The 22,590-nt window shown below is 74.6% G+C and carries 19 protein-coding genes and 1 tRNA gene; 9 read left to right on the top strand and 11 right to left on the bottom strand.

Annotation, left to right across the window (positions count from 1 at the left end; translation table 11 throughout):
- Window positions 1-1,855, bottom strand: a 1,855-nt coding sequence (locus AAHH18_RS03655; RefSeq protein ID WP_343300614.1) for a hypothetical protein, incomplete at its 3' end; no start/stop codon positions are given.
- A 233-nt stretch (window positions 1,856-2,088) separates the two neighbouring features.
- Here AAHH18_RS03655 and AAHH18_RS03650 point away from each other — a divergent pair.
- The gene (locus tag AAHH18_RS03650; protein ID WP_343300613.1) at window positions 2,089-2,556 is read left to right on the top strand and encodes a VOC family protein; all 468 of its coding nucleotides are present in this window, start codon (window positions 2,089-2,091) and stop codon (window positions 2,554-2,556) included.
- Between the two features lie 5 nt (window positions 2,557-2,561).
- Here AAHH18_RS03650 and AAHH18_RS03645 read toward each other — a convergent pair whose 3' ends face one another.
- From AAHH18_RS03645 to AAHH18_RS03625, 5 genes are all read right to left on the bottom strand, one after another.
- On the bottom strand, window positions 2,562-3,428 hold the full coding sequence (locus AAHH18_RS03645; RefSeq protein WP_283321213.1) for a PRD domain-containing protein: 867 nt from the start codon (window positions 3,426-3,428) through the stop codon (window positions 2,562-2,564).
- Window positions 3,429-3,430: 2 nt separating this feature from the next.
- The gene (locus AAHH18_RS03640) at window positions 3,431-4,840 is read right to left on the bottom strand and encodes a glycoside hydrolase family 1 protein (protein WP_343300612.1); all 1,410 of its coding nucleotides are present in this window, start codon (window positions 4,838-4,840) and stop codon (window positions 3,431-3,433) included.
- Window positions 4,841-4,849: 9 nt separating this feature from the next.
- Window positions 4,850-5,389, bottom strand: a complete 540-nt coding sequence (locus AAHH18_RS03635) for a PTS sugar transporter subunit IIA (protein ID WP_283321215.1) — start codon at window positions 5,387-5,389, stop codon at window positions 4,850-4,852.
- 47 nt (window positions 5,390-5,436) lie between these two features.
- Complete coding sequence (locus AAHH18_RS03630; RefSeq protein WP_343300611.1) at window positions 5,437-7,326, bottom strand: oxidoreductase; 1,890 nt, start codon at window positions 7,324-7,326, stop codon at window positions 5,437-5,439.
- Between the two features lie 81 nt (window positions 7,327-7,407).
- Window positions 7,408-8,838: a PTS transporter subunit EIIC gene (locus AAHH18_RS03625; protein WP_343300610.1), complete on the bottom strand. Its 1,431-nt coding sequence runs from the start codon at window positions 8,836-8,838 to the stop codon at window positions 7,408-7,410.
- A 613-nt stretch (window positions 8,839-9,451) separates the two neighbouring features.
- On the opposite strand from AAHH18_RS03625, the gene AAHH18_RS03620 reads away from it, so the two are divergent.
- The 3 genes from AAHH18_RS03620 (at window position 9,452) to AAHH18_RS03610 (ending at window position 11,727) form a co-directional block, all read left to right on the top strand.
- Entirely contained in the window at window positions 9,452-9,730 is a 279-nt protein-coding gene (locus tag AAHH18_RS03620; RefSeq protein WP_283321218.1) for an HPr family phosphocarrier protein, read from the top strand.
- Window positions 9,727-11,448, top strand: a complete 1,722-nt coding sequence (locus AAHH18_RS03615) for a phosphoenolpyruvate--protein phosphotransferase (protein ID WP_343300609.1) — start codon at window positions 9,727-9,729, stop codon at window positions 11,446-11,448. The genes AAHH18_RS03620 and AAHH18_RS03615 overlap by 4 nt, the downstream gene beginning before the upstream one ends.
- A 105-nt stretch (window positions 11,449-11,553) precedes the next feature.
- Window positions 11,554-11,727 (top strand): DUF6767 domain-containing protein, encoded by a 174-nt coding sequence (locus AAHH18_RS03610; RefSeq protein ID WP_343300608.1) that lies wholly within the window; start codon window positions 11,554-11,556, stop codon window positions 11,725-11,727.
- 31 nt (window positions 11,728-11,758) lie between these two features.
- On the opposite strand, the gene AAHH18_RS03605 is transcribed toward AAHH18_RS03610, so the two are convergent.
- Window positions 11,759-11,830: transfer RNA gene (locus AAHH18_RS03605), tRNA-Gln, on the bottom strand.
- A gap of 151 nt (window positions 11,831-11,981) precedes the next feature.
- On the opposite strand from AAHH18_RS03605, the gene AAHH18_RS03600 reads away from it, so the two are divergent.
- Both AAHH18_RS03600 and AAHH18_RS03595 read left to right on the top strand, forming a co-directional pair.
- Complete coding sequence (locus tag AAHH18_RS03600) at window positions 11,982-12,632, top strand: TetR/AcrR family transcriptional regulator (RefSeq protein ID WP_283321884.1); 651 nt, start codon at window positions 11,982-11,984, stop codon at window positions 12,630-12,632.
- Between the two features lie 68 nt (window positions 12,633-12,700).
- Window positions 12,701-13,231 carry a MarR family winged helix-turn-helix transcriptional regulator gene (locus tag AAHH18_RS03595; protein ID WP_283321221.1) on the top strand — a complete coding sequence of 177 codons (531 nt, stop codon included), beginning with the start codon at window positions 12,701-12,703 and terminating at the stop codon, window positions 13,229-13,231.
- Window positions 13,232-13,315: 84 nt separating this feature from the next.
- Here the strand turns inward: AAHH18_RS03595 and AAHH18_RS03590 are convergent, their stop codons facing one another.
- From AAHH18_RS03590 to AAHH18_RS03575, 4 genes are all read right to left on the bottom strand, one after another.
- Complete coding sequence (locus AAHH18_RS03590) at window positions 13,316-14,446, bottom strand: ABC transporter permease (RefSeq protein WP_283321222.1); 1,131 nt, start codon at window positions 14,444-14,446, stop codon at window positions 13,316-13,318.
- Window positions 14,443-15,381 (bottom strand): ABC transporter ATP-binding protein, encoded by a 939-nt coding sequence (locus AAHH18_RS03585; protein ID WP_343300607.1) that lies wholly within the window; start codon window positions 15,379-15,381, stop codon window positions 14,443-14,445. The genes AAHH18_RS03590 and AAHH18_RS03585 overlap by 4 nt, the downstream gene beginning before the upstream one ends.
- Window positions 15,382-15,500: 119 nt before the next feature.
- On the bottom strand, window positions 15,501-16,226 hold the full coding sequence (locus AAHH18_RS03580) for a response regulator transcription factor (protein ID WP_343300606.1): 726 nt from the start codon (window positions 16,224-16,226) through the stop codon (window positions 15,501-15,503).
- Entirely contained in the window at window positions 16,223-17,536 is a 1,314-nt protein-coding gene (locus AAHH18_RS03575) for a sensor histidine kinase (RefSeq protein ID WP_343300605.1), read from the bottom strand. Before AAHH18_RS03575 ends, AAHH18_RS03580 begins: the two co-directional genes overlap by 4 nt.
- A gap of 60 nt (window positions 17,537-17,596) precedes the next feature.
- Here AAHH18_RS03575 and AAHH18_RS03570 point away from each other — a divergent pair, with 60 nt between their 5' ends.
- The 3 genes from AAHH18_RS03570 to AAHH18_RS03560 are packed head-to-tail and all read left to right on the top strand — an operon-like array spanning window position 17,597 to window position 22,220.
- Window positions 17,597-19,402, top strand: a complete 1,806-nt coding sequence (locus AAHH18_RS03570; RefSeq protein ID WP_343300604.1) for an ABC-F family ATP-binding cassette domain-containing protein — start codon at window positions 17,597-17,599, stop codon at window positions 19,400-19,402.
- Window positions 19,403-19,451: 49 nt separating this feature from the next.
- Entirely contained in the window at window positions 19,452-21,245 is a 1,794-nt protein-coding gene (gene metG, locus AAHH18_RS03565; RefSeq protein ID WP_283321227.1) for a methionine--tRNA ligase, read from the top strand.
- Window positions 21,246-22,220, top strand: coding sequence for a TatD family hydrolase (locus tag AAHH18_RS03560; protein ID WP_343300603.1), 975 nt, complete (start codon window positions 21,246-21,248; stop codon window positions 22,218-22,220).
- The last annotated feature ends 370 nt before the right edge of the window (window positions 22,221-22,590 follow it).

The raw sequence follows: 22,590 nt of genomic DNA, 5'->3' as shown, positions 1-22,590 counted from the left end.
CCACCACGGTCGGGTCGGGGGACGGCGCCGGGTCCGGGTCGACGGGCTGCGGGTCGACCGGCTCCGGGTCGACCGGCTCCGGGTCGACGGGCTGCGGGTCGACGGGCTCCGGGTCGACCGGTTCGGGGTCCGCCGCGACGAAGCTCACGCGCACCGTGCCGACCTCGGTGCCGCCTACGGACGCGCGGACCGTCGCGACGCCCGGCTCCACGGACCGGAGCCCGACCGTGACGGTGCCGTCGCCGTGGTCGACCGGGGTGTCCAGCTCCCCGAGGTCCGTGGCGAACGTCACGTCGTCGGCAGCGTCCGCGGCCTCGACGCCACCGGCGCCGGTCGCATCCGCAGCGGGCGCGTCCGCAGGAGGCGCGTCCACGGCAGGCGCGTCCACGGCAGGCGCGTCCACGGCAGGCACAACCGCATCAGGCGCTTCCGTGGCAGGCGCATCCGTGGCAGGCGCGTCGACGGCGGCGTCCGCCGCGACCGCGGCGTCGGCCTCCACCGGGTCGGGGGTGACCGCCCCCGTGGTGAGCGTGACGGTCGACGCCGACACGCCGTCCGCCGCGAGCGTGCGCGGGGCGGCGTCCAGCGTCGAGGTCACGGCCCGCTCCGTGACCTCGACGGTCGTCGGGGCGCCGCAGCCCTCCGGCGATCCGGCGGTGCACGCCGAGGGGTCGAGCACCGTCGGCGACGCGGCGCGCGTCACCGACGCCTCCCAGGTCCCCGCGGAGACCGCCCGCGCGGTCAGCCGGATCTGCGCCGCCAGCCCGGGCGCGAGGTCCCCGACGGTCCACGTCCCCGTCGCGGCGTCGTACGTGCCGTCACCGGACTGCGCGGTCAGCTCGAGGCCGGCCGGGATCGCGAAGTCGACGGTGGTCCCGGGCGACGCCGCGGGTCCGTCGTCGCGGACGTCGAGCGTGTAGGTCACCTCGTCGCCGACCTGGACGGAGGGCGGCTCGGCGGTCGCGCCGACCGCGAGGTCCGCGAACGGCTCGACGCGCTCGCCGACCGTCGTGAACCACGCGCGGGTCACCTCGGCACCGGGCGCCACCGCGTCGGAGCGCCACAGGATCGCGACCGCGTTGTCGAAGTCCGGGGTCGTGTCGCACGCATACCGGGTGCCGTCCTGGAGCACGCACGACGACGTGATGCCGTACTCGCTCGCCGCCCCGCTGACGGTGGAGTAGTGCCCGCCCAGCAGCACCGGGTCGGGCGACACCGCCACGACGCTCATCGCGCCCGTGCCGTTCCTCGCGACGCAGCTCCCGGACGTCGCGTCCATCACCGTGGTCCCGTAGTCGTTCCCGGCGAAGTAGCAGTCGTACCAGTAGCCGAGCTGCACGTCCTCGGCCGTGCTCCCCAGGTTGGTGTAGCTGAGCGTCGACCGCACGTAGTCGTCCCCGTCGACGTACAGGTCGGTCTTCGTGACCCGCATGACACCCGGCACCTCGCGCGTGGTGGCGATCCGGTACGGGTCACCCGTCGTCCCGGTGCCGCCGTGCTCCTGGCTGACGAACGTGCCGCCGCCGGCCCGCATCACCCGCCCGGAGGCGGTCGTGACCATCGGCCCGGTGTTCCCCGCGCCCGTGGGGTTCTCGCGTTCCGTCCCGTAGAAGTACGCGCCGTACCGCGTCGAGTGCCGGGTCCAGAGCTGGCTGCGCATCGCCGCGTCGAGGTACACCCGCTGGATGCTGGTGTTCTCGACGCGGATGGCACCGTCCTCGACGCTCCCCGGCGCTGCGAGCGCCGCGCCACCCCCGGCCACGAGCCCGAGCCCGGCCAGTGCCACGGCGAGCACCCCCGCCCCGGCACGCCGCAGCCGGCCCCGGATGGTCGTCCTCGGTCGTGTGGCGTCCACGCCTGGTCCTCTCGTCGCCGCGGCGGTGCCCGCGCGGGCACCGCGTCCGACGCTGGTGGCGCCGCGGCCGGACCGGGTGCGGGACCTGCGTCCTGCGTGGGTGGTCCGCCGTCGCGGCCGTGCGGGGGTCCGCGGAGCACTCAGGCCCGTCGGCGACGCAGGTGAGTGGACCGGCGGCGTCGGTGGGGGCCGTGACCTAGGTGGCCCGCGTGCGGAGCCGGCCCCGCGCGGGGATGCTGAGGCGTAGCCCCCGGCGGTCGGCGCCGGGGCGGCTGAGGGAGGCCACGGTGACCCGTCCCCGCGTCGTGCAGACCGTGCTGGACACCACCGACCCGCGGGGGCTCGCGGAGTTCTACCGGGAGCTGCTCGGGCTCGAGTACCGCCCCGGCGACGAGCCGCCGGCACCCGGTGAGCCCGACCCGGCCGGCGACGACTGGCTGGTCCTGCGGGGCGAGGGCCTGTGGCCGCTGGCGTTCCAGAAGGTCCCCGAGCTCCCGGCCGCGACCTGGCCCGACCCCGACGTCCCGCAGCAGCTCCACCTGGACATGACGGTGCCCGACGCGGGGACGCTCGACGCCGAGCACGAGCGGGTGCTCGGCCTGGGGGCCCGGCTGCTGCTCGACCGGCGCGACGACCCGGACGAGCCGCTGCGCGTCTACGCCGACCCGGCGGGGCACCCGTTCTGCATCTTCGTGGGCTGAGCCCGTCAGCGCGGCGCGGCCCCGGTGAGCCGCGTGACGTGCAGCGTGAGGTACAGCAGCTCGTCGGCGTCGACCGTCCAGTCGAAGAGGTCCGCGAGCAGCGCCCCGATCCGCACGGCCGAGGCGAACTGCCGCGGCTTGGAGGTCCGCACGACCGCGAGCACCTCGTCGGTGTCCCCGGTGCCGGTCGGCACCCCCGGAGCCGGCGGCTTCGGGTCCTGGCGCGCCCGGACGAACAGGAACCGCAGGTGCGTGACGAACCGCGCGACGTCCACGGCGCCCTCCTCGAACCGGATGCCGTGCTCCTCGTCGATGATCTGCAGGATCTGCTGCAGCGCCTCGGTCATCCGCACGTACTCGCGCATGTCGTCCGAGCCGTACTGGGCGTTGACGAAGTGCATGGCGATCGGCACGGCCTCGGACGCGGGCAGCCGGACGCCGGTGCGCCGCTCGACGATCTCCAGCGCCTCGCGGCCGAACGCCAGCTCGGCGGGGTACAGGTAGGAGAGCTCGGAGCGCAGGGGGTACTCGGTCGCGCTGCCCTCGCGGACACGGCGGAGGGCGAACCCGATGTGGTCCGCGAGCGGGAGGAGCACCCGCGCCGTGACGTGAGGCCCGAGTCGCTCGCGCCCCGCACGCATGACCTCCTCGGACGCCGCGACGGCGTCGATGGAGATCTCCTCGACCATGGCCGCGAGCCGCTCCAGCGAGCCGATGCCGTCGGGCACGAACGTGCGCTGCACCGCGGCGGGGTCCACCTCGTCGCCGGGCGAGGTGCGGAACCCCAGACCCGGGCCGAGCAGGATGACCTCCGTCCCGGCGCCGTCGATCCCGAGCACGACGCTGTTGTTCAGGACCTGCTTGACGCGCATCGTCACCTCCGCCGCCCGTTGGTCGCGATCAGCTCGCGGTACCAGTGGAAGGAGTCCTTGCGGTACCGGTCGAGCGTGCGCAGGTCGTCCTCGTCGCGGTCGACGTAGACGAACCCGTACCGCTTGCGCATGCCCTGGTGCGTGGACACGAGGTCGATCGCGGCCCACGGGCAGTATCCGATCACCTCGACCCCGTCCGAGACGGCCTCCTGGATCTGCGCCACGTGGTCGCGCAGGTACGCGATGCGGTACGGGTCGTGCACGGAGCCGTCCGGCTCGAGGACGTCCGGGGCACCGAGCCCGTTCTCCGTGACGAGCAGCGGCAGGCGGTACCGGTCGTAGAGCTGCCGGAACGTCGTCCGGAACCCGACCGGGTCCGTCTCCCAGCCGAACTCGGTGGTCGGCAGGTGCGGGTTCTCGACCCCGCGGTACACGCCGGCGTCACCGATGAGCAGGTGCTGGTCCTGCGAGCCGCCCTTCTCGGGCCCGTCCGGCGTCGGGGCCCCGACCGTGTGCGAGGTGTAGTAGTTGAACGCCACGAAGTCCGGGCGGCCGGCGGCCAGGTCGGCCAGGTCCCCCGGTGCGACGTCGGGCCGCCAGCCGCGCTCCCCCAGGTACGCCCAGGCGGTCGGGTTGTAGGTGCCGTGCACGGCCGCGTCCAGGTACAGCCAGTTCCGGATCGCCGCGAAGTCCTCGGCCGCCACGACGTCCAGCGGGTCGCTGCTCGCCGGGTACACGCAGGCGATGTTCGGGGCGGGCCCGACCCACGCCCCCGGCACCTCGTGCACGGCCCGCATGGCGCGGGCCTGCGCGACGAGCATGTGGTGGTTCTGCTGGTAGACCTCGCGCTGCGGGTCGTCGCCTCCGGGGAGGGGGATGCCGAGGGCTCCGCCGAACAGGATCATGACGTTCTGCTCGTTGATCGTCAGCCAGTACCGGACGCGGTCGCCGAGCGCCGCCGTCAGCACCCGCGCGTAGCGCTCGAACGCGTCGACGGTGGCGCGCGACGACCAGCCGCCCTTCGCCTGCAGCGCCTGCGGCAGGTCGAAGTGGTACATGGTGAGGACGGGCTCGATGCCGTGCGCCAGGAGCGCGTCGACCAGCCGGCCGTAGAACGCCAGGCCCTCCGGGTTCACCTCGCCGTCGCCGTCCGGGATCACGCGCGACCAGGACACGGAGAACCGGTACGCGCGCAGGCCGAGCTCGGCCAGGAGCGACACGTCCTCCTCGAGCCGGTGGTAGTGGTCGCTCGCGACGGTGTAGTCGGCGACGCCCCCGGGACGGTCGGTGCGGACGTCCATGATCGACGGGCCCCTGCCGTCGACGTCGGCTGCCCCCTCCACCTGGTAGGCGGAGGTGGACGCGCCCCACAGGAACGCCGGGGGGAACGGGCGCAGGGTGCGGTGGTGCACGGGTCCTCCTCAGGCCGCGGGGGTGACGGTCAGGAGCGTCCGGCCGGCGTCGACCGGGCCGGGCGGCTCGGTCGCGACGCCGCCCAGCGTCCGGGCGTTGGTGACGACGAGCACGACCGTGGTGGGGCAGCCCGCCGCCTCGACCCCGGCGAGGTCGACCCGGGCGAGCACGTCGCCGGCCGCCACGCGGGCGCCCGCCTCGACCGCGGGCGCGAAGTGCTGCCCGTTGAGCGTGACGGTGTCGATGCCGATGTGCACCAGCACCTCGACCCCGGTGTCGGACCGCAGGCCGTACGCGTGCGGCATGGCGGTGACGACGGTGCCGGCCAGCGGGGCGACGACGGTGCCGGACGACGGCCGGACCGCCATCCCCGGGCCGAGCAGGCCGGCAGAGAACGCGGGGTCCTCGACGTCCGCCAGCGGTACGGCCACCCCCACGACCGGCGCGCCGACCCGGACGGGTCCGAGCTCGACGGGCTGGGGTGCGGCGGCCTCGCGGCGGCGCCCCCGGCCCCAGAGGGGGCGGCGGCTCTCGTCGTTCGTGGGCATCGGTGCTCCTTCTCGTGGTGCGACGTGCGGGGCGGGGCGCGGGCCCGTCAGAGGTTCATGGCGTACGTGTGGCCCTCGAAGACGGCGTCCATGAGGATCCGGGGCCGCACGCAGTCCCCCACCACCACCGTCTCCGGCGTGATCCCGTAGAACGACCGGGCCAGGTCGTCCCGCGCGCGCATGCCGACGGACACGACCACGTGGTCCGCGGGCAGCGTCTCCTCGACGCCGTCGGCGTCCGCCACGACGACGGCGTCCGCCTCGATCCGCAGGCAGCGCCGACCGAGCCGGAAGCCCAGCGTCGGGGTGCCCTCGATCTTCTGCCGCAGGGCCTCGCGGTACAGGCTGTTCCCCTGCGGCGCGTAGGTCTGCCCGATGTCGACCATCGTCACGTCCTTGCCGCGCAGCCGGGCCAGCTCCAGCCCGATCTCGGTGCCGATGGACCCGGCGCCGACGACGACCACCCGGTCGCCGATCTCGTCCTCGCGCAGGATCGCCTCGTTCCCGGTCATGACGTGCGGCTGGTCCAGGCCGATGATCGGCGGCACCACCTCGGTCGCGCCCACGGCGACGACCAGGGCGTCGGGCCGCAGCCCGCGGACCAGGTCCGGCGTGGCGTCGACCCCGGTGCGGACGTCGACCCCGCTGGTCGCGACCTGCCGCAGCAGGTACTCCAGGTAGGCCTTGATGTCCTGCTTGTAGTGCTCGCGGGCCACGTACCGCAGCTGGCCGCCGAGCACGTCGTCCTTCTCCAGCAGCACCACCTCGTGGCCGCGCTGCGCGGCGGTGAGCGCCGCGGTGATGCCGCCGGGGCCGCCCCCGACCACGACGGTGCGCCGCGGCCGCGGCGTGAGGGTGAGCCGCCGGGGGACGAAGTCCTCGTTCCAGAAGCGCGGGTTCACCGAGCAGCCGACGTTCCGGCGGTTCGTGCTGATGTGGTAGCACTGCAGGCACCGGATGCACGGCACGATCTCGTCCGCGCGCCCCTCCTGCGCCTTGCGCGGCCAGTCCGGGTCCGCGATGAGCGGTCGGCCGAGCGCGACCATGTCGACGACGCCCGACGCGATGAGGTTCTCGGCCTCGTCCGGCGTCATGATCGCGCCGACGACGCTGACCGGGATCTGCACCTCGGACTTCACCCGCGCCGCCCACGGCGCGTTCGGCATGTGCTCCTCGAAGTTCGTGGTCGCCATGTGCACGTTGCCCTCGACCCCGATGTCCACCCCGGCGGAGATCTGCACCGTGTCGATGAACGGCTCGGCGAGCCGGATGAACGCCAGCGTGTCCTCGAACGAGATGGAGCCCTCCACCCACTCCACGGCGCTGATCCGCATGTCCACCGGGAAGTCCGGGCCGACGGCGGCGCGCACCGCCTGCAGGATCGCCAGCGGGAACCGTGCCCGGTTCTCCAGCGACCCGCCGTACCCGTCGGTCCGGGAGTTCGACCGCGGGGACAGGAACTGCGCCGGCAGCCAGCCGTGCCCGAAGTGCAGGAACACCATGTCGAAGCCCAGGTCACGGGCGTTGCGGGCCGCGCGGGCCCACAGCTCGAGCACCTCGGCCATGTCGTCCTCGGTCATGCCGCGGACCTCCACGCCGTCCTCCCGGACGTACGAGACGGGGCCCCGGGCGAAGTCGGCGACCCGGGCGTGCCGGCCGCCGTGGAAGATCTCGATCGACGCCTTCGCGCCGGCCTGGTGCGCCTTGAGCACGCGCCGGCGGGTCTCCTCGACCTCGTACTTCGCGAACGCGTCGGGCTCGTGCGGGCTCGCGTACGAGGACCGACCGGGCTCGACGATCGCGTGCCCGGTGATCACGATGCCCGCGCCGCCGAGCGCCTTGTCCTCGAAGAAGTCCCCCGTGGGGGTCGCCACGATGCGGTTCTTGGTGGTCACCCGGTTGATGCGCAGGGGCGAGAACAGGTGCGGGAAATCCATGGGGGCCTTCCGGGTCGTGCGTGGTGGGCGACGTGCGGGGCACGGCGGTGGGGAGACGGGGTCCCCACCGCCGTGCCTGCTTCAGCGGGCCGCCGCGGGCTCCGCGGCCACGGCGGGGACGGCTCCGTCCGCCGCCGCACCGGCGGACCGGGAACGCCCTCGCCGGTCGAGCAGGAGCGTCACGACGAACGCCACGGCGATCGTGCAGAAGACCGCCAGGAAGTAGGGGACGGCCCGCGGGGACGACAGGAAGGCCGGTGCCCCGAGCACACCCGTGAACGCGAACGCGGTGATGTACACGTCGAACAGCCCGCACACCAGACCGCCGACGAGACCACCGGCGAGCACCCCGACGAAGTACTTCTTGCTCTTGACGAGCACGCCGTAGATGCCGGGCTCGGTGATGCCGGCGATGCCGTTGACGAACGCCGCGGACCCGGCGACGGCCCGGGTCTGCCGGTCCCTCGACAGCACCAGGACGGCCAGCAGCACGCCGAGCACCGCGTAGTTGCCCATGCCGCCCGCCGCGAGCGAGTACTCCCTGCCCTGGTCCGCGAGGATGCCGAGCTGCAGCGGCAGCACCAGCCAGTGCGCACCCAGCATGATGACGAACACGAACAGCGCGCCGAAGATCATGCTCATCACGACCGGGTACTGGACGAGCCAGTCGTAGCCGGTGGCCACGCCGTTCGCGATCGCGAAGCCGATCGGCCCGAAGACCAGCAGCATGAGCGGCACCATGACGACGAGGGAGACCACGGGCACCAGGAGCAGGTGCGTGAGCTGCGGCAGGACCCGCTTCAGCGCGCGCTCCAGGTAGGAGAACGCCCACATCCCGATGATGATCGGGATCACCGTGTTGGCGAACGACTGGCCGACGAACGGGATGCCGAGGAAGTCGAGGCGCTCCCCGGTGACGTTGATCGCGGTCAGGCTGGGCTCCATCAGGGCCGCGCCGATCGTCGCCCCGACGTACGGGTTGGCGCCGAACTGCCGGGCCGCCGTGAACGCCAGGAGGACCGGGAAGAAGTACAGCATCGCGTTGCCGGCGGCGGACAGGATCGCGTAGGTGTTCGAGGTGTCGGCGATCCAGCCGAACTGCAGGCAGAGGGCGAGCAGGCCCTTGATGATGCCGACGGACGCGAGCACCGGGATGTAGGGGGTGAAGATCGCCGAGATGGTCGCGAGGACGCGGTCCAGCCACGAACCCCGCGCGACATCGGGCCCGGGCGCACCCGGTCCCGGCCGGGTGGCGGCCTGCTCCCCGGGCACGCCCGGGACGGCGGCGACGGCCTTGTAGGCGTCGGGGACGCCGGGTCCGACGATCACCTGGAACTGGCCCTGGGACTCCAGGACCCCGACCGCCTCGGGGCGCGCCTCGATGCGGGCCCGGTCGACCTTGGCCGGGTCGACCAGCTGGAACCGCAGGCGGGTCGCGCAGTGCGTGACCTGCCTGATGTTGTCGGGGCCACCCACTGCGTCGACGGTGACGCGAGCGAACTCGGTGTACATGGCGCTTCCTCTCCCGGGCCGCTGCACCGCGGACCGGATACGGCTCGGCAGGGGCCGAGACCTGGACGGGCGACTGCTCCGTCGCAGTCAGACGCCGGCGCGCGGGACGGACGGCGGCCTCGGCGACCGCAGGCGGGGGCTGCCTGCGGCGCGTCGACCGCCCGGGTACGGAGGAACGAGGCGTCGCGCCGTCGGCCACCGCCTGGTGGCTCGGGGCGAGGGGCCACGTCGTCCCCTCCGGGGACCTGGGACCGTCCGTCCGGTCCGGTCGCGGGGAGGCGATGCGGACCCGGACGCACGGACCACCGTGCGCCGGGCCACCGATCTTGCCTCCGCGAGGAGTAACAACCCTGTGGCCGTGGATGAAGCGTGTGCTTCGGGCGGCAGCATGCCCCTGTCGCGGCAGGGAGCGCAAGTAGCGGCTCCGGGCGGCCGCCCGGAGCACAGGGTTTGACGCCACGCACCCCCTCGCCGTAGAACTGGGCGCACCAGGGTTGTTACTGAGCGGTTCAGGCAAGACCTGAGGCACCGGCACCACGTCGGACGCCTCGGGTCTTTTTTGTTGCCCTGGGTCGTCGCCCACCGCCGGGCGTCGGACGAGAAAGGGATCTCCATGCCTCACCGTCGAGCGCGCATCGCGACCGCCACCGGCCTGCACGCCCGCCCCGCGTCCGTCCTCACCCGCGCCGCCGCCGACGGCGGGCACGCGGTCCAGATCGGCCGCGACGGCGAGCCCGCCGTCGACGCCGCGAGCATCCTGTCGGTGATGGGCCTGAAGCTGCAGCACGGCGAGGAGGTCGTGCTGTCCGCGGACTCCGCCGACGCCGAGCCGCTGCTGGACGAGCTGGCCGCGCTGCTGGCGTCCGACCTCGACCTGGTCGGTCAGGCGTGAGCGCCGCCGGCGCCGGGCGCACGACCGACGGCGTGCTGCGCGGCATCGGCGTCGGCCGCGGCTGCGCGGTCGCCCCGGTCGCGCTGGTCGCGCCCGCGCCGCAGGTCCCGGCCGACGAGCCCGCGCCCGCCGACCCGGCCGCCGCCGAGTCCCGGCTGCGCGCCGTGCTCGGGGAGGTCGGCGACGACCTGCGCGCCCGCGCCGCCGCGACCGGCAACGAGGACCTGCGCCACATGCTGGAGGCCGCCGCGACGATGGCCGGCGACCCGGCGCTCGCCGCGGAGGCCGCCCGGCTGGTGCACGCCGGCCACGGCCCCGCCACCGCCGTCGACCAGGCCGTCGAGGGCTTCGCGGCCGCGTTCACCGCCGCGGGCGGGGACCTCGCCGAGCGCGCGACGGACCTGCGCAGCGTCCGGCACCGCGCGGTCGCCCGGCTGCTCGGCGTGCCCGAGCCCGGGCTCGCGCCGCTGGACGGCCCGGCCGTCGTCGTCGCGGAGGACCTCTCCCCCGCCGACACCGCGGCGCTGGACCTGACGAAGGTCGCGGCGATCGTCACGGAGCTCGGCGGCCCGACGTCCCACACCGCGATCGTGGCGGGGCAGCTCGGGCTGCCGTGCGTCGTGCGCGTCACCGGCGCGACCGCCCTGACGTCCGGCACCCCGGTGCTCGTCGACGCCGCCGCCGGCACCGTCGAACCCGACCCGTCGCCGGAGGCGGTCGCCGTCGTGGAGCGCCGGGCTGCCGCGGAGGAGGAGATCCGCGCCGTCGACGGCCCCGGGGCCACCGCCGACGGCCACGCCCTGCCGCTGCTCGCGAACGTCGGCACGCCCGCCGACGCCCGCGACGCCGCGCCCCGCAGCGAGGGCGTCGGCCTGTTCCGCACCGAGGTGCTGTTCCTCGACGCGCGCACCGAGCCGACCGTCGCCGCGCAGCAGTCCGCGTACGCGGAGGTCGTCGAGGCCTACGCCGGCCGCAAGGTCGTCATCCGCACCCTCGACGCGGGCGCCGACAAGCCGCTGGCCTTCGCCACCCAGCCCGACGAGGAGAACCCCGCGCTCGGCGTGCGCGGCTACCGCCTGGTGCGCAGCGTGCCGGGCGTCGTCGAGCGGCAGCTCGAGGCCCTGGGAGCGGTCGTCCGGTCCCTGCCCGCCGAGCGGCGCGCGGACGTCTGGGTGATGGCGCCGATGATCGCCACCCCCGCGGAGGCCCGCGCGTTCGCGACCGCCGCCCGCGCCGCCGGCGTCGAGAAGGTCGGCGTCATGGTCGAGGTCCCGGCCGCCGCCCTGCGCGCCGAGGCGATCCTCGCGGAGGTCGACTTCGTGTCCCTCGGCACCAACGACCTCGCGCAGTACACGATGGCGGCGGACCGGCTGCGCGGCGAGCTCGCCGACCTGCTGGACCCGTGGCAGCCCGCGGTGCTCGACCTCGTGGCGGCGACCGCCCGCGCGGGCTCGGCGCTCGGCAAGCCGGTCGGCGTGTGCGGCGAGTCGGCCTCCGACCCGCTCATGGCCCTCGTGCTCGCGGGGCTCGGCATCACGTCGCTGTCGATGGCCGCCGGCCGGGTGCCCGCCGCGCGGTACGCGCTGCGCGCCCACACCCTCGACCGGTGCCGGGCGATGGCGGACGCCGCGCTGGCCGCCCCGGACGCCGCCGCGGGCCGGGCGGCCGTGCGGGAGCTGCTCGACGCCGACGCGGCGCGGGTGCTGCTCGGGGAGTGACGGACCGCCGGGTCGGGCGCCGACGTGCGCCCGGCCCGGCGTGCCCGGGCCGGGCGTACGCTCGCCCCGGGGTCGCGGCCCGTGCGCGCCCACGAAGGAGCCGCCATGGGACACCCCGTCCCGAAGTGCCCGATCCGGCCGGGTGACGCCTGCACCCTGTGCTTCCCCGGGGCGGACGGCCCGCAGAACTGCGGGCTCGTCTGGCTGGTGATGGACGACGAGGAGCAGCGCGAGGAGCTGCACGAGCGGACCGTCGCCCGGCGCGCCGCGCCGCACTGACCCCGGACGGGCTGGGTTGGTCTGGGCCGGGCTCCGCCCCCAGGATTCGAACCCGGACCGCAAGGCTCCAAAGGCCTGCGTGCTGCCGTTACACCAGGGCGGACCGCGGGCGGCCCGGCGGGCACCCGCGTCGGCCGCCAGTCTGCCAGGCGCCGACGTCGCGCGACGCAGCACCCGCGGGCGGGCGCCGGGCCTGACAGGATGGCCGGATGACCGCCGAGCCACGCCGCAGCCCGAAGGCGACGCGCGCCCGCATGACCGCGACGCAGCGGCGCGAGCAGCTGCTGGCCGTCAGCCGCCGCCTGTTCGCCGAGAAGGGGTTCGAGGGGACCTCGATCGAGGAGATCGCCGCGCGCGCCGAGGTGTCGAAGCCGGTGGTGTACGAGCACTTCGGCGGCAAGGAGGGGATCTACGCGGTCGTCGTCGACCGGGAGATCCAGGCGCTGACCAGCGCGCTGTCCGGGGCGCTGGACGAGGGCGGGCACCCGAAGGTCATGGTCGAGCGCTCGGCGCTGGCGCTGCTGGGCTACATCGAGGACTCCGAGGACGGGTTCCGGATCCTCGTGCGGGACTCGCCGGTCGCGCAGGCCACGGGGACGTTCTCCAGCCTGATCGGGGACGTCGCGACGCAGGTCGAGCACCTGCTGGCGGACCAGTTCCGCAAGCAGCACCTGGACCCGCGCACGGCACCGATCTACGCGCAGATGCTGGTCGGCATGGTCGCGCTGACCGGGCAGCACTGGCTCGACGCGCGCAGCCCCAAGAAGGCGGACGTCGCGGCGGCGCTCGTGAACCTGGCGTGGAACGGCCTGTCCGGCATGGAGCGGCGCCCGACGCTGACGAGCGAGGCGGCGAAGCGCCCCGCGACGAAGCGGACCCGCGCTGCTGAGACGCCCGCGGACTGACCGCTGGGCCCAGCGTGGCGGCGTGCCCTGCGCGGGTCCGTCCGCGCGCAGCGGGTAGCCTCGCCCGCATGTCGGCTGCCGCCCCTCCCTCCCCGCGCGGGGACGACCCGGCGGACGAGGTCGACCGGATCGTCGCGGCGTGGGCGCGCGAGCGGCCGGACCTGGACGTCGCGCCGCTGACGGTGCTGTCCCGGGTGACCCGGCTGTCGCGGCACCTGGACCTGGCGCGGCGGCAGGCGTTCGCCCGGCACGGCCTGGAGCCGTGGGAGTTCGACGTGCTGTCCGCCCTGCGCCGCGCGGGGGCGCCGTACCGGATGTCGCCGGGCGCCCTGCTGACGCAGACGCTGGTGACGAGCGGCACGATGACGAACCGCATCGACCGGCTGGCGTCACGGGCGCTGGTGGAGCGGCTGCCGTCGCCCGACGACCGCCGGGGCGTCCTGGTGAGCCTCACGGCCGAGGGACGCTCCCGGGTGGACGCGGCGATGTCGACGCTGCTGGAGGTCGAGGCGGGGCTGCTCGCCGGCCTGCCGGACGCGGACCGGGAGCGGCTCGCGGACCTGCTGCGCACGCTCGTCGCGCCGTTCGACACACCCTGATCCCGCAGCCCCGGGTCCGGGGACGCAGACGCAGACGCGCGCGGCACCCCCCTCCCGGGTGCCGCGCGCGCCGGTACGGGTCGGTCAGGCCGCCTTGGCGAGCGCCTCCGACAGCTTCACGCGCCGCCCGGTGCGCAGCACGGACCGCTCGTAGATGCGGGCACCGATCGCCGTGACGACGGCCGCGGACACCACGAGCACCGCCAGCGACAGCAGCGGCTCCCACCACGCCGCCTGTCCGAGGAACAGCCGGACGGGCATCCCCACGGCCGCGCTGAAGGGCACGTACGACATGACGGTCAGCACGGTGTCGTTGTCGTTGAAGAAGATGACGCCGAAGTACGGGATCATCACCAGCATGATCACCGGGGTCAGCACGGAGCCGGTGTCCTCGATGCGCGACACGAGCGAGGCCGCGGACGCGAACATCGCCGCGAGCAGCACGAACCCGACGAGGAAGAACAGCACGAACCAGGCGACGGGCGCCCCGACGAGGCTCAGCACGTCGTCCTGACCGGTGACGACCAGGCCGACGACGGCCACGGCGGCGATCGCCGCGATCTGCCCGACGGCCAGCACGGTGTTGCCGAGGATCTTGCCGGCGAGCAGCGCGCGGGGCGGGACCGTCGACAGCAGGATCTCGACGATGCGGGACTGCTTCTCCTGCACGGTGTTCTGCGCGATGGTGCCGCCGAACGACGACGCGGCCATGAGGAACACCAGGCCGAACAGCAGCGACACGAGGTACCGCAGCCCGGCGGGCGTCGCGGAGTCGTCCAGCAGCTCCACGGGCGGGGTCACCGCCAGCGCGCCCACCACGTCGTCCGGGGCGGAGTCCAGGCCGACGACGACGATGCCGAGCGGGTTGCCGGCGTCCTCGTCGGGGAGGATCGCGGCCGAGACCTCCTCGGACTCGACGAGCGCGCGGGCCTCGTCGGCGTCGGCGGCGTCGACCGGTTCCAGCCCGTCCACGTCGGCGATCACCGACGCCGTCGCGGGCACGACCGCGACCTTGGTGTCGCCGCCGCCGAGCTTGTCGCCCAGCAGCGAGGTCAGCACGATGCCGCCGAGCACGAGCAGCAGCAGGATGCCCGTCGAGATGAGGAACGACTTGGTGCGGACCTGCGTGACGATCTCCCGCTCGGCGACCATGAGGGTGCTCTGCACGGCGCTCGGCGTCGCGGGGCGGGGGCGCGGGGTGGTGGGGGAAGTCATCGGACCGTCTCCTTCACCCGCGCACCGGCGGGCTGCTCGTCGTGGCGCTGCTCGTCGGTGACGATGTCGCGGAAGATCTCCGCGAGCCGCGGGCGCACCGGGGCGAACTGGCTGACCGGGGCGGCGTCGAGCGCGGTGCGCAGCACCCGCTGGGCCGTCGCGTCGTCGGCGTCGAACAGCGCGTAGCCGCCGTCGAACTCGACGACGCGCACCCCGGGCTCCGAGCGCAGCCAGCCCATGTCGCCCCCGGAGGTGATCTCGTAGCGCGGCTCGGAGTACCGGGCGCGCAGCGCCTCCTTCTCCCCCGCCGCGCGGATCCTGCCGCCGGCGATGACCACGACGTCGTCGCAGAGCCGCTCGACCACGTCGAGCTGGTGCGAGGAGAACAGCACCGGCACGCCCCGGGCCGCGTGCTCGGACAGCACGCCGAGCACGACGTCGACCGCCATCGGGTCGAGGCCCGAGAACGGCTCGTCGAGGATGAGGACCTCGGGCTCGTGGACCAGCGCGGCGGCGATCTGCGCGCGCTGCTGGTTGCCCAGCGACAGGTCGTCGACCGGGTCGTCCAGCCGCTCGGCCAGGCCGAGCTTCTCGAGCAGCCCGCGCGCCCGCTCGGTGGCGTCCCGGCGGTCGTACCCGTGCAGCCGCGCCAGGTAGGCGATCTGCTCGAGCACCTTCATCTTCGGGTACAGCCCGCGCTCCTCCGGCATGTAGCCGAAGCCGCGGCGCTGGTCGTCCCCGAGGGGCGCGCCGTCGAGCGTCACCGTGCCCGAGTCGGCCGACAGCACGCCGAGCACGATCCGCATGGTCGTGGTCTTGCCCGCGCCGTTGCCGCCGACGAAGCCCGTGAGCTTGCCGCGCTGCACCTCGAAGCCCACGTCGTCCAGCACCAGGCGGTCCCCGAAGGACCGGTGGATGCCGTCGAGTCGCAACATGTCCGTCTCCCGTTCTCCTGCGTCGTCCGGGGTCAACGCTAGGGAGCGGGTGGCCCGGGCGCCTCAGCCCGGCGGCGGAACCTGCGCCCTCCGCCCCGCGGGGGAGAGCGCGGGGCGCGTCAGTCCGTGAACCCGTTCTGGTACGCGAACACGACGGCCTGCACGCGGTCGCGCAGGCCCAGCTTCATCAGCAGGTTCGAGACGTGGGTCTTGACCGTCGCGCGGCCCAGCACGAGCTCCGCGGCGATCTCGTCGTTGCTCATCCCCCGGGCGACGAGCCGCAGCACCTCGGTCTCGCGCTCGGTCAGCCCCGCGGCCGAGGGGCACCCGCCCTCCTGCGCGCCCCCGGGCACGCTCCGTCCCGGGGCGGAGGCGGTGCCCGCCCCGACCGCCCGGGCGATGACCGCCCGCGTGACCTCCGGCGACAGCAGGGCGTCCCCGGCGGCGACGGCACGCACCGCGTCGGCGAGCTGCTCGGGGCGGGAGTTCTTCAGCAGGAACCCCGCGGCGCCGGCCTGGAGCGACTCGAGCAGGTAGTCGTCGCGGTTGAACGTGGTGAGCACGAGCACGGCCGCGGCGACGTCCGGGTCCGCCACGATCCGGCGGGTGGCCTCGAGGCCGTCCATCTCCGGCATCTGCACGTCCATGCAGACCACGTCGGGGCGCAGCGCACGGGCCAGCTCGACGGCCTCCCGGCCGGTGCCCGCCTCGCCGACGACCTCCAGGTCCGGCGCGGCGCCGAGGATCGTCGCGAGGCCGGCGCGCAGCAGGGCCTGGTCGTCGGCGAGCAGCACCCGCACGGGCCCCGCCGGGCCGGGTGTCCCCGCGACCACCTGCTCGGTCATCGTGCTCCTCCCGTCCGCGGCGCGAGCGGCACCCGCGCCCGCACCAGGTACCCGCCGCGGCCCCGCGCGCCGGTCTCCAGCGTGCCGCCGTCCGCGGCGACCCGCTCCCGCATCCCGACCAGCCCGAGCCCGCCGGACGTCCCGCGGCCGACCCGCCGGCCCCCGGTGCCGTCGTCCGCCACCTCGAGCTCCACGGCGGCGCCGTCGTAGCGCAGCCGGACGTCCACGCGCGCACCGGACCCGGCGTGCTTGCGGACGTTCGTGAGCGCCTCCTGGCAGATCCGGTACAGGTTGAGCGACGTCAGCGGCGGTACGCGCACCGGCTCGCCGACCACCTGGTACTGCGCCTCGAGGCCGTTGTCGGTGGCCTGGCGGACCAGCTCGGGCAGCCGGTCGACGCCGAGGGAGCCCACCGCCGTCTCGCCGGTGTCCGGGGTGTCGCGCAGGGTCGTCAGCAGCCCGTGCAGCTCGTCCACCGCCTCCCGGGCGGAGTCCTCGACCTGCTCGAGGGCCTCCGCGGCGCGCCCCGGGTCCACGCCGAGCAGGGTGCGGGCGGCGGCCGCCTGCACGCCCATCATCGACACGTGGTGCGCGACGGCGTCGTGCAGCTCGCGGGCCAGCCGCAGCCGCTCGATCGCGACCGCCTGCTCCTCGACGCGGCGCTGCTCGCCCACCAGCAGGCGCCCCCGCCAGTCCGTGCGGGCGCGTTCGCGCGCGGCGTTCCACGCGTGGTCGCCGAACCACCACGCGCCGGCGAAGTACAGCACGTTGGTGAGCAGCTGGATCAGCAGGAACGCGACGAGCGGCGAGAACGCGCCGGCGTTGGAGAAGCCCTCGATGCCCTCGGGGTCGGTGACCGCCTGGAACATCGCGATGAGCAGCCAGACGAACATCGCGACGACCACGACGCCGCGCACGACGACGGCCCGGGTCCGCCGCGGGTCCCACGCGCCGACCGTGTACAGGGCCATGAACAGCGCGATGTTCGCGAACAGGGTCTCGGGGACGCGCAGCTCGCCGACCACCACGAACGCCGCGGCGACCACCCCGGCGACGGCGGCGGGCCACCGGCGGCGCACCGCGAGCGGGGCCGTCACCGCGAGCACGCACAGCACCGCGACCCAGCCCTCCGCCGGGTCGTCGTACATCCCGGCGGTGCCGCCGAGCGCGAGGCTCAGCACCCCGCCCACCAGCAGCCCGACGGCGAGCAGCGCGTCGTAGCGGCGCTGGTCGGCGGTCAGCGGCGGCCGGCGCCAGCCGGGGGCGTCGGGGTCGGCGTCGAGGTCGGCGTCGAGGTCGGGGCGCGGCACGCACCCACGGTAGCCGCAGCCCGCGGCGGGCCGCGGTCGCGCGGCCCTACGCTTGGCGGAATGGCCCACCTGCTCGGCGGCGAAGCGCTGCACCTGTCCTTCCCGACCAAGCGCGTCTTCGACGGCGTCACGGTCGGGCTGAACGAGGGCGACCGCGTCGGGGTCGTCGGGCGCAACGGGGACGGCAAGTCCTCGCTGCTGGCGCTCCTGGCGGGCCGCCTGTCCCCGGACGGCGGCCGCGTCACCGTGCGCGGCGGGGTGCGCGTGGGGGTGCTCGACCAGACCGACACGCTCGACCCGGAGCTGACCGTCGGGACGGCCGTCGTCGGGGACCGCGTCGAGCACGAGTGGGCCGGCGACGCGCGCGTCCGCGACGTCGTGCAGGGGCTCGTCGGCGACCTGCCCTGGGACAAGCGCGTCGGCGACCTGTCCGGCGGCCAGCGGCGGCGCGTCGCCCTCGCGGCGCTGCTCGCCGGCGACGACGACGTCCTCATGCTGGACGAGCCGACGAACCACCTGGACGTCGAGGCCGTCACGTGGCTCGCCCGGCACCTGAACCGCCGCTGGTCCGCGAACGCCGGCGGCCTGCTGGTCGTCACCCACGACCGCTGGTTCCTCGACGAGGTGTGCACCGCGACGTGGGAGGTGCACGACGGCGTCGTCGAGCCGTTCGAGGGCGGCTACGCGGCCTACGTGCTGCAGCGCGTCGAGCGCGACCGCATGGCGGCGGCCACCGAGGCCAAGCGGCAGAACCTCATGCGCAAGGAGCTCGCGTGGCTGCGCCGCGGCGCGCCCGCCCGCACGTCCAAGCCGCGCTTCCGGATCGAGGCCGCGAACGCGCTCATCGCCGACGTGCCGCCGCCCCGCGACACCGTCGCGCTGTCCCGCATGGCCACCGCACGGCTCGGCAAGGACGTCGTCGACATCGAGGACGTGTCGGTCTCCTACGGCGACCACGAGGTGCTGCGGCACGTGACCTGGCGGATCGCGCCCGGTGAGCGCACCGGCGTGCTCGGGGTCAACGGTGCCGGCAAGTCGACGCTGCTCGGGCTCGTCACCGGCGCCGTCGCGCCGAGCGCCGGCCGGGTCAAGCGCGGCAAGACGGTGCAGGTCGCGACGCTCACGCAGGAGCTCGCGGAGCTCGCCGACGTGGCCGACGACCGGGTCAGCGACGTCATCGGCCGGTACCGCACCACCTACGTCGCCGGCGGCAAGGAGATGACCCCGGGGCAGCTCCTGGAGCGGCTCGGGTTCACCAGCGCCCAGCTGTCGACCCCGGTCAGGGACCTGTCCGGCGGCCAGCGGCGGCGGCTCCAGCTGCTGCTGATCCTGCTGGACGAGCCGAACGTGCTGGTGCTGGACGAGCCGTCGAACGACCTCGACACCGACATGCTCGCCGCGATGGAGGACCTGCTGGACACCTGGCCCGGCACGCTGCTGGTCGTCTCCCACGACCGGTACCTGCTGGAGCGCGTCACCGACCAGCAGTACGCGGTGCTCGACGGGCGGTTCCGGCACGTGCCCGGCGGCGTGGACGAGTACCTGCGGCTGCTCGAGCACCACCGCGGCGGGAACCCGGTGCAGACGGGCGCCCCGACCGAGGCGACCGGGGGCGCCCCGGCGGCGGGCGGCACCGGACTGGACGGGGCGGAGCTGCGCGCCGCGAAGAAGGAGCTCGGGGCGCTGGAGCGGCGGATCTCGAAGCTGACCGGCCAGATCGAGGCGCTCGACCGGACGATGGCGGAGCACGACCCCGCGGACTACGTCGGCCTCACCGCGCTCGGGACGGACAAGGCGGCGCTCGAGGCCGAGGTGGCCGACGTCGAGGAGCGGTGGATGGCGCTCGCGGAGGCCGTCGAGGGCTGAGCCCGCGCCGGGCGCCGGGAGGGCCACGCGGCTCACTAGGATCGACGGCATGTCCCGCATCCTCAGCGCTGTCGCCTGGCCCTACGCCAACGGCCCGCGCCACATCGGCCACGTCGCCGGCTTCGGCGTCCCCTCCGACGTGTTCAGCCGCTACATGCGCATGGCGGGCCACGACGTCCTCATGGTCTCCGGCACCGACGAGCACGGCACCCCGATCCTCGTGCAGGCCGAGCAGGAGGGCGTCACACCCCAGGAGCTCGCCGACCGGTACAACCGCGTCATCGTCGAGGACCTCACCCAGCTCGGCCTGTCGTACGACCTGTTCACCCGGACCACCACGCGCAACCACTACGCCGTCGTGCAGGAGATGTTCCGCACGGTCCACAAGAACGGGTACATGGTCGAGCAGACCACCATGGGCGCCATCAGCCCGTCGACGGGCCGCACCCTGCCCGACCGCTACATCGAGGGCACCTGCCCGATCTGCGGCTACGACGGCGCGCGCGGCGACCAGTGCGACAACTGCGGCAACCAGCTCGACGCGATCGACCTCAAGAACCCGCGCTCGCGCATCAACGGCGAGACGCCGAAGTTCGTCGAGTCGAACCACTTCTTCCTCGACCTGCCGGCGTTCGTCGACGCGCTCGGGGACTGGCTGCGCACCCGCACCGAGTGGCGGCCGAACGTCCTGAAGTTCTCGCTCAACCTGCTCGACGACGTCCGGCCCCGCGCCATGACGCGCGACATCGACTGGGGCATCCCCATCCCGCTCGAGGGATGGGAGGACAACCCGTCCAAGCGGCTGTACGTGTGGTTCGACGCCGTCATCGGCTACCTGTCCGCGTCGATCGAGTGGGCGCGCCGGTCCGGCGACCCGGAGGCGTGGCGGCAGTTCTGGAGCGATCCCGAGTCCCTGTCGTACTACTTCATGGGCAAGGACAACATCACCTTCCACTCGCAGATCTGGCCGGCCGAGCTGCTCGGCTACGCCGGCGGCGGGTCCAAGGGCGGCGAGCCGGGCGCGTACGGCCGGCTGAACCTGCCGACCGAGGTCGTGTCGAGCGAGTTCCTCACCATGGAGGGCAAGCAGTTCTCGTCCTCGCGCGGCGTCGTCATCTACGTCCGTGACATGCTGAGCCGGTACCAGCCGGACGCGCTGCGGTACTACATCTCGACCGCCGGCCCGGAGAGCCAGGACGCCGACTTCACGTGGGCGGACTTCAAGCGCCGCACCAACGACGAGCTCGTCGCCGGCTGGGGCAACCTGGTCAACCGCACCGCCAGCATGATCCACAAGAACGTCGGAGCCATCCCGCAGCCCGGGCCGCGCACGACGGTCGACGAGGACCTGCTCGCGACGACGACCACCGCGTTCGGCCGCGTCGGCGAGCTCATCGGCACGCACCGCCACCGCGCCGCCATCGGCGAGGCCATGCGGGTGGTCCAGGAGGCCAACCGGTACATCTCCGAGACCGAGCCGTGGAAGCTGAAGAACGACCCGGAGCGCCTCGGCACCGTGCTGCACACCGCCGCGCAGGCCGTGAGCGACTGCAACACCCTGCTGTCGCCGTTCCTGCCGCACTCGGCCCAGAAGGTGCACGAGGCCCTCGGCGGCACCGGGGCGTTCTCGCCGCTGCCCCGCATCGACGAGGTGACCGACCTCGACGACCCGTCCCGGCAGTACCCGGTCATCACCGGCGACTACCGCCGCGGCGTCACGCTGCCCGCGTGGCAGCCGGCCGCGGTCGTGCCGGGGACGCCCGTCGGCAAGCCGGAGCCGGTGTTCACCAAGCTCGACGACGCGATCGTCGAGGAGGAGCTCGACCGGCTGCGGCAGGGCTGAGTGGGCCGCTCGCGCGCCGGGCGGGACCGCGGCTGGCCGGCGCTGCCGGACGCGCTCCCGGCCCCGGTCGTCGACGACCACACCCACCTGGAGTCGGTGCACGGCTTCGAGGCGCCCCCGGGGGCCGAGCCGGCACCCGCCGGGCTCGACGACCACCTCGACCGGGCCGCCGCCGTCGGGGTCACCCGCATGGTGCAGGTGGGCTGCGACCTGGACGCCGTCGCGTGGACCGACGCGGTGCTGGCCGTGGACGCCGGGGCGGCGGCCTCCGGGCCCGTGCCGCAGCGGGCCGGCCGGCGGGCGCTGCTCGGTGCGGTCGCGATCCACCCCAACGAGGCGGTGCTGCACGCCGGCGTCCACGAGGTCGCACCCGACGGCCTCGAGCCCGACCCGCAGCCCCGCCACGACGTCGGCCTCGACGACGCCCTCGCCCGCGTGGCGGACGTCGCGCGCGGCAACGACCGGGTGCGCGCCGTCGGCGAGACCGGCCTCGACTACTTCCGCGCCGGATCGCGGGGGCGGGAGGTGCAGCGCGAGGCGTTCCGCGCGCACGTCGCGCTGGCCAAGGAGCTCGACCTCGCCCTGCAGATCCACGACCGCGACGCGCACGACGACGTCGTCGACGTCCTGCTGCGCGACGGGGCCCCCGAGCGCACCGTCTTCCACTGCTTCTCCGGGGGGCCGGCGCTCGCCGAGGTCTGCGCGCGCGAAGGCTGGTACTGCTCGTTCGCCGGCCCGCTGACCTACCCCGCGAACGAGGACCTGCGCGCCGCCCTGCGCCTGCTGCCGCTGGACCTGGTGCTCGTCGAGACCGACGCGCCCTACCTCACGCCGCACCCCCTGCGCGGCCGCCCCAACGCGCCGTACGTGATCCCGCACACCGTCCGCCGCCTCGCCGAGGAGCGCGACCTCGACCTGGCGACCACCTGCGCCACCCTCGCCACCACGGCCACCCGCGTCTACGGCACCTGGTGAGCTGACCGCCCCCTCTCTCGCCCTCCCCTCGGAGGCTCCGAACGGCATCGGAGGGGTCCGCGCACCATCGGAGGGCTCCGCGGACACCTCCAACCCCGCGCCCGACCCTCCGAGCCCGCGCCCACACCATCCGGCACCCTCGGAGGCTCCCAACGGCATCGGAGGCAGGCGCGCGGCATCGGAGGGCTCCGCGGGCACCTCCGAGCCCGCGCCCACACCACCCGGCACCCTCGGAGGCTCCCAACGGCATCGGAGAGACGCACGCGCCATCGGAGGGCTCCGCGGGCACCTCCGAGCCCGCGCGGACGCCTCCGAGCACTGTGGGAGCCTCCGAACGCGCGGGAGGCGGTGCGGGTGCCGGGGCGGCCGT

The sequence above is a fragment of the Cellulomonas olei genome (assembly GCF_039548315.1).
In the GTDB taxonomy this organism is placed as follows: domain Bacteria; phylum Actinomycetota; class Actinomycetes; order Actinomycetales; family Cellulomonadaceae; genus Cellulomonas.
This window is presented reverse-complemented; position numbering and strand designations above follow the sequence as displayed.

Excerpts from the sequence above, each read along its gene's own strand:
- AAHH18_RS03630 (WP_343300611.1), bottom strand. The coding sequence starts at position 7,326 with ATGGATTTCCCGCACCTGTTCTCGCCCCTGCGCATCAACCGGGTGACC.
- AAHH18_RS03645 (WP_283321213.1), bottom strand. The coding sequence starts at position 3,428 with ATGCGCGTCAAGCAGGTCCTGAACAACAGCGTCGTGCTCGGGATCGAC.
- AAHH18_RS03570 (WP_343300604.1), top strand. The coding sequence starts at position 17,597 with ATGGCCCACCTGCTCGGCGGCGAAGCGCTGCACCTGTCCTTCCCGACC.
- AAHH18_RS03625 (WP_343300610.1), bottom strand. The coding sequence starts at position 8,838 with ATGTACACCGAGTTCGCTCGCGTCACCGTCGACGCAGTGGGTGGCCCC.
- AAHH18_RS03650 (WP_343300613.1), top strand. The coding sequence starts at position 2,089 with ATGCTGAGGCGTAGCCCCCGGCGGTCGGCGCCGGGGCGGCTGAGGGAG.
- metG (WP_283321227.1), top strand. The coding sequence starts at position 19,452 with ATGTCCCGCATCCTCAGCGCTGTCGCCTGGCCCTACGCCAACGGCCCG.
- AAHH18_RS03620 (WP_283321218.1), top strand. The coding sequence starts at position 9,452 with ATGCCTCACCGTCGAGCGCGCATCGCGACCGCCACCGGCCTGCACGCC.
- AAHH18_RS03595 (WP_283321221.1), top strand. The coding sequence starts at position 12,701 with ATGTCGGCTGCCGCCCCTCCCTCCCCGCGCGGGGACGACCCGGCGGAC.
- AAHH18_RS03600 (WP_283321884.1), top strand. The coding sequence starts at position 11,982 with ATGACCGCGACGCAGCGGCGCGAGCAGCTGCTGGCCGTCAGCCGCCGC.
- AAHH18_RS03590 (WP_283321222.1), bottom strand. The coding sequence starts at position 14,446 with ATGACTTCCCCCACCACCCCGCGCCCCCGCCCCGCGACGCCGAGCGCC.
- AAHH18_RS03585 (WP_343300607.1), bottom strand. The coding sequence starts at position 15,381 with ATGTTGCGACTCGACGGCATCCACCGGTCCTTCGGGGACCGCCTGGTG.
- AAHH18_RS03580 (WP_343300606.1), bottom strand. The coding sequence starts at position 16,226 with ATGACCGAGCAGGTGGTCGCGGGGACACCCGGCCCGGCGGGGCCCGTG.
- AAHH18_RS03610 (WP_343300608.1), top strand. The coding sequence starts at position 11,554 with ATGGGACACCCCGTCCCGAAGTGCCCGATCCGGCCGGGTGACGCCTGC.
- AAHH18_RS03635 (WP_283321215.1), bottom strand. The coding sequence starts at position 5,389 with ATGCCCACGAACGACGAGAGCCGCCGCCCCCTCTGGGGCCGGGGGCGC.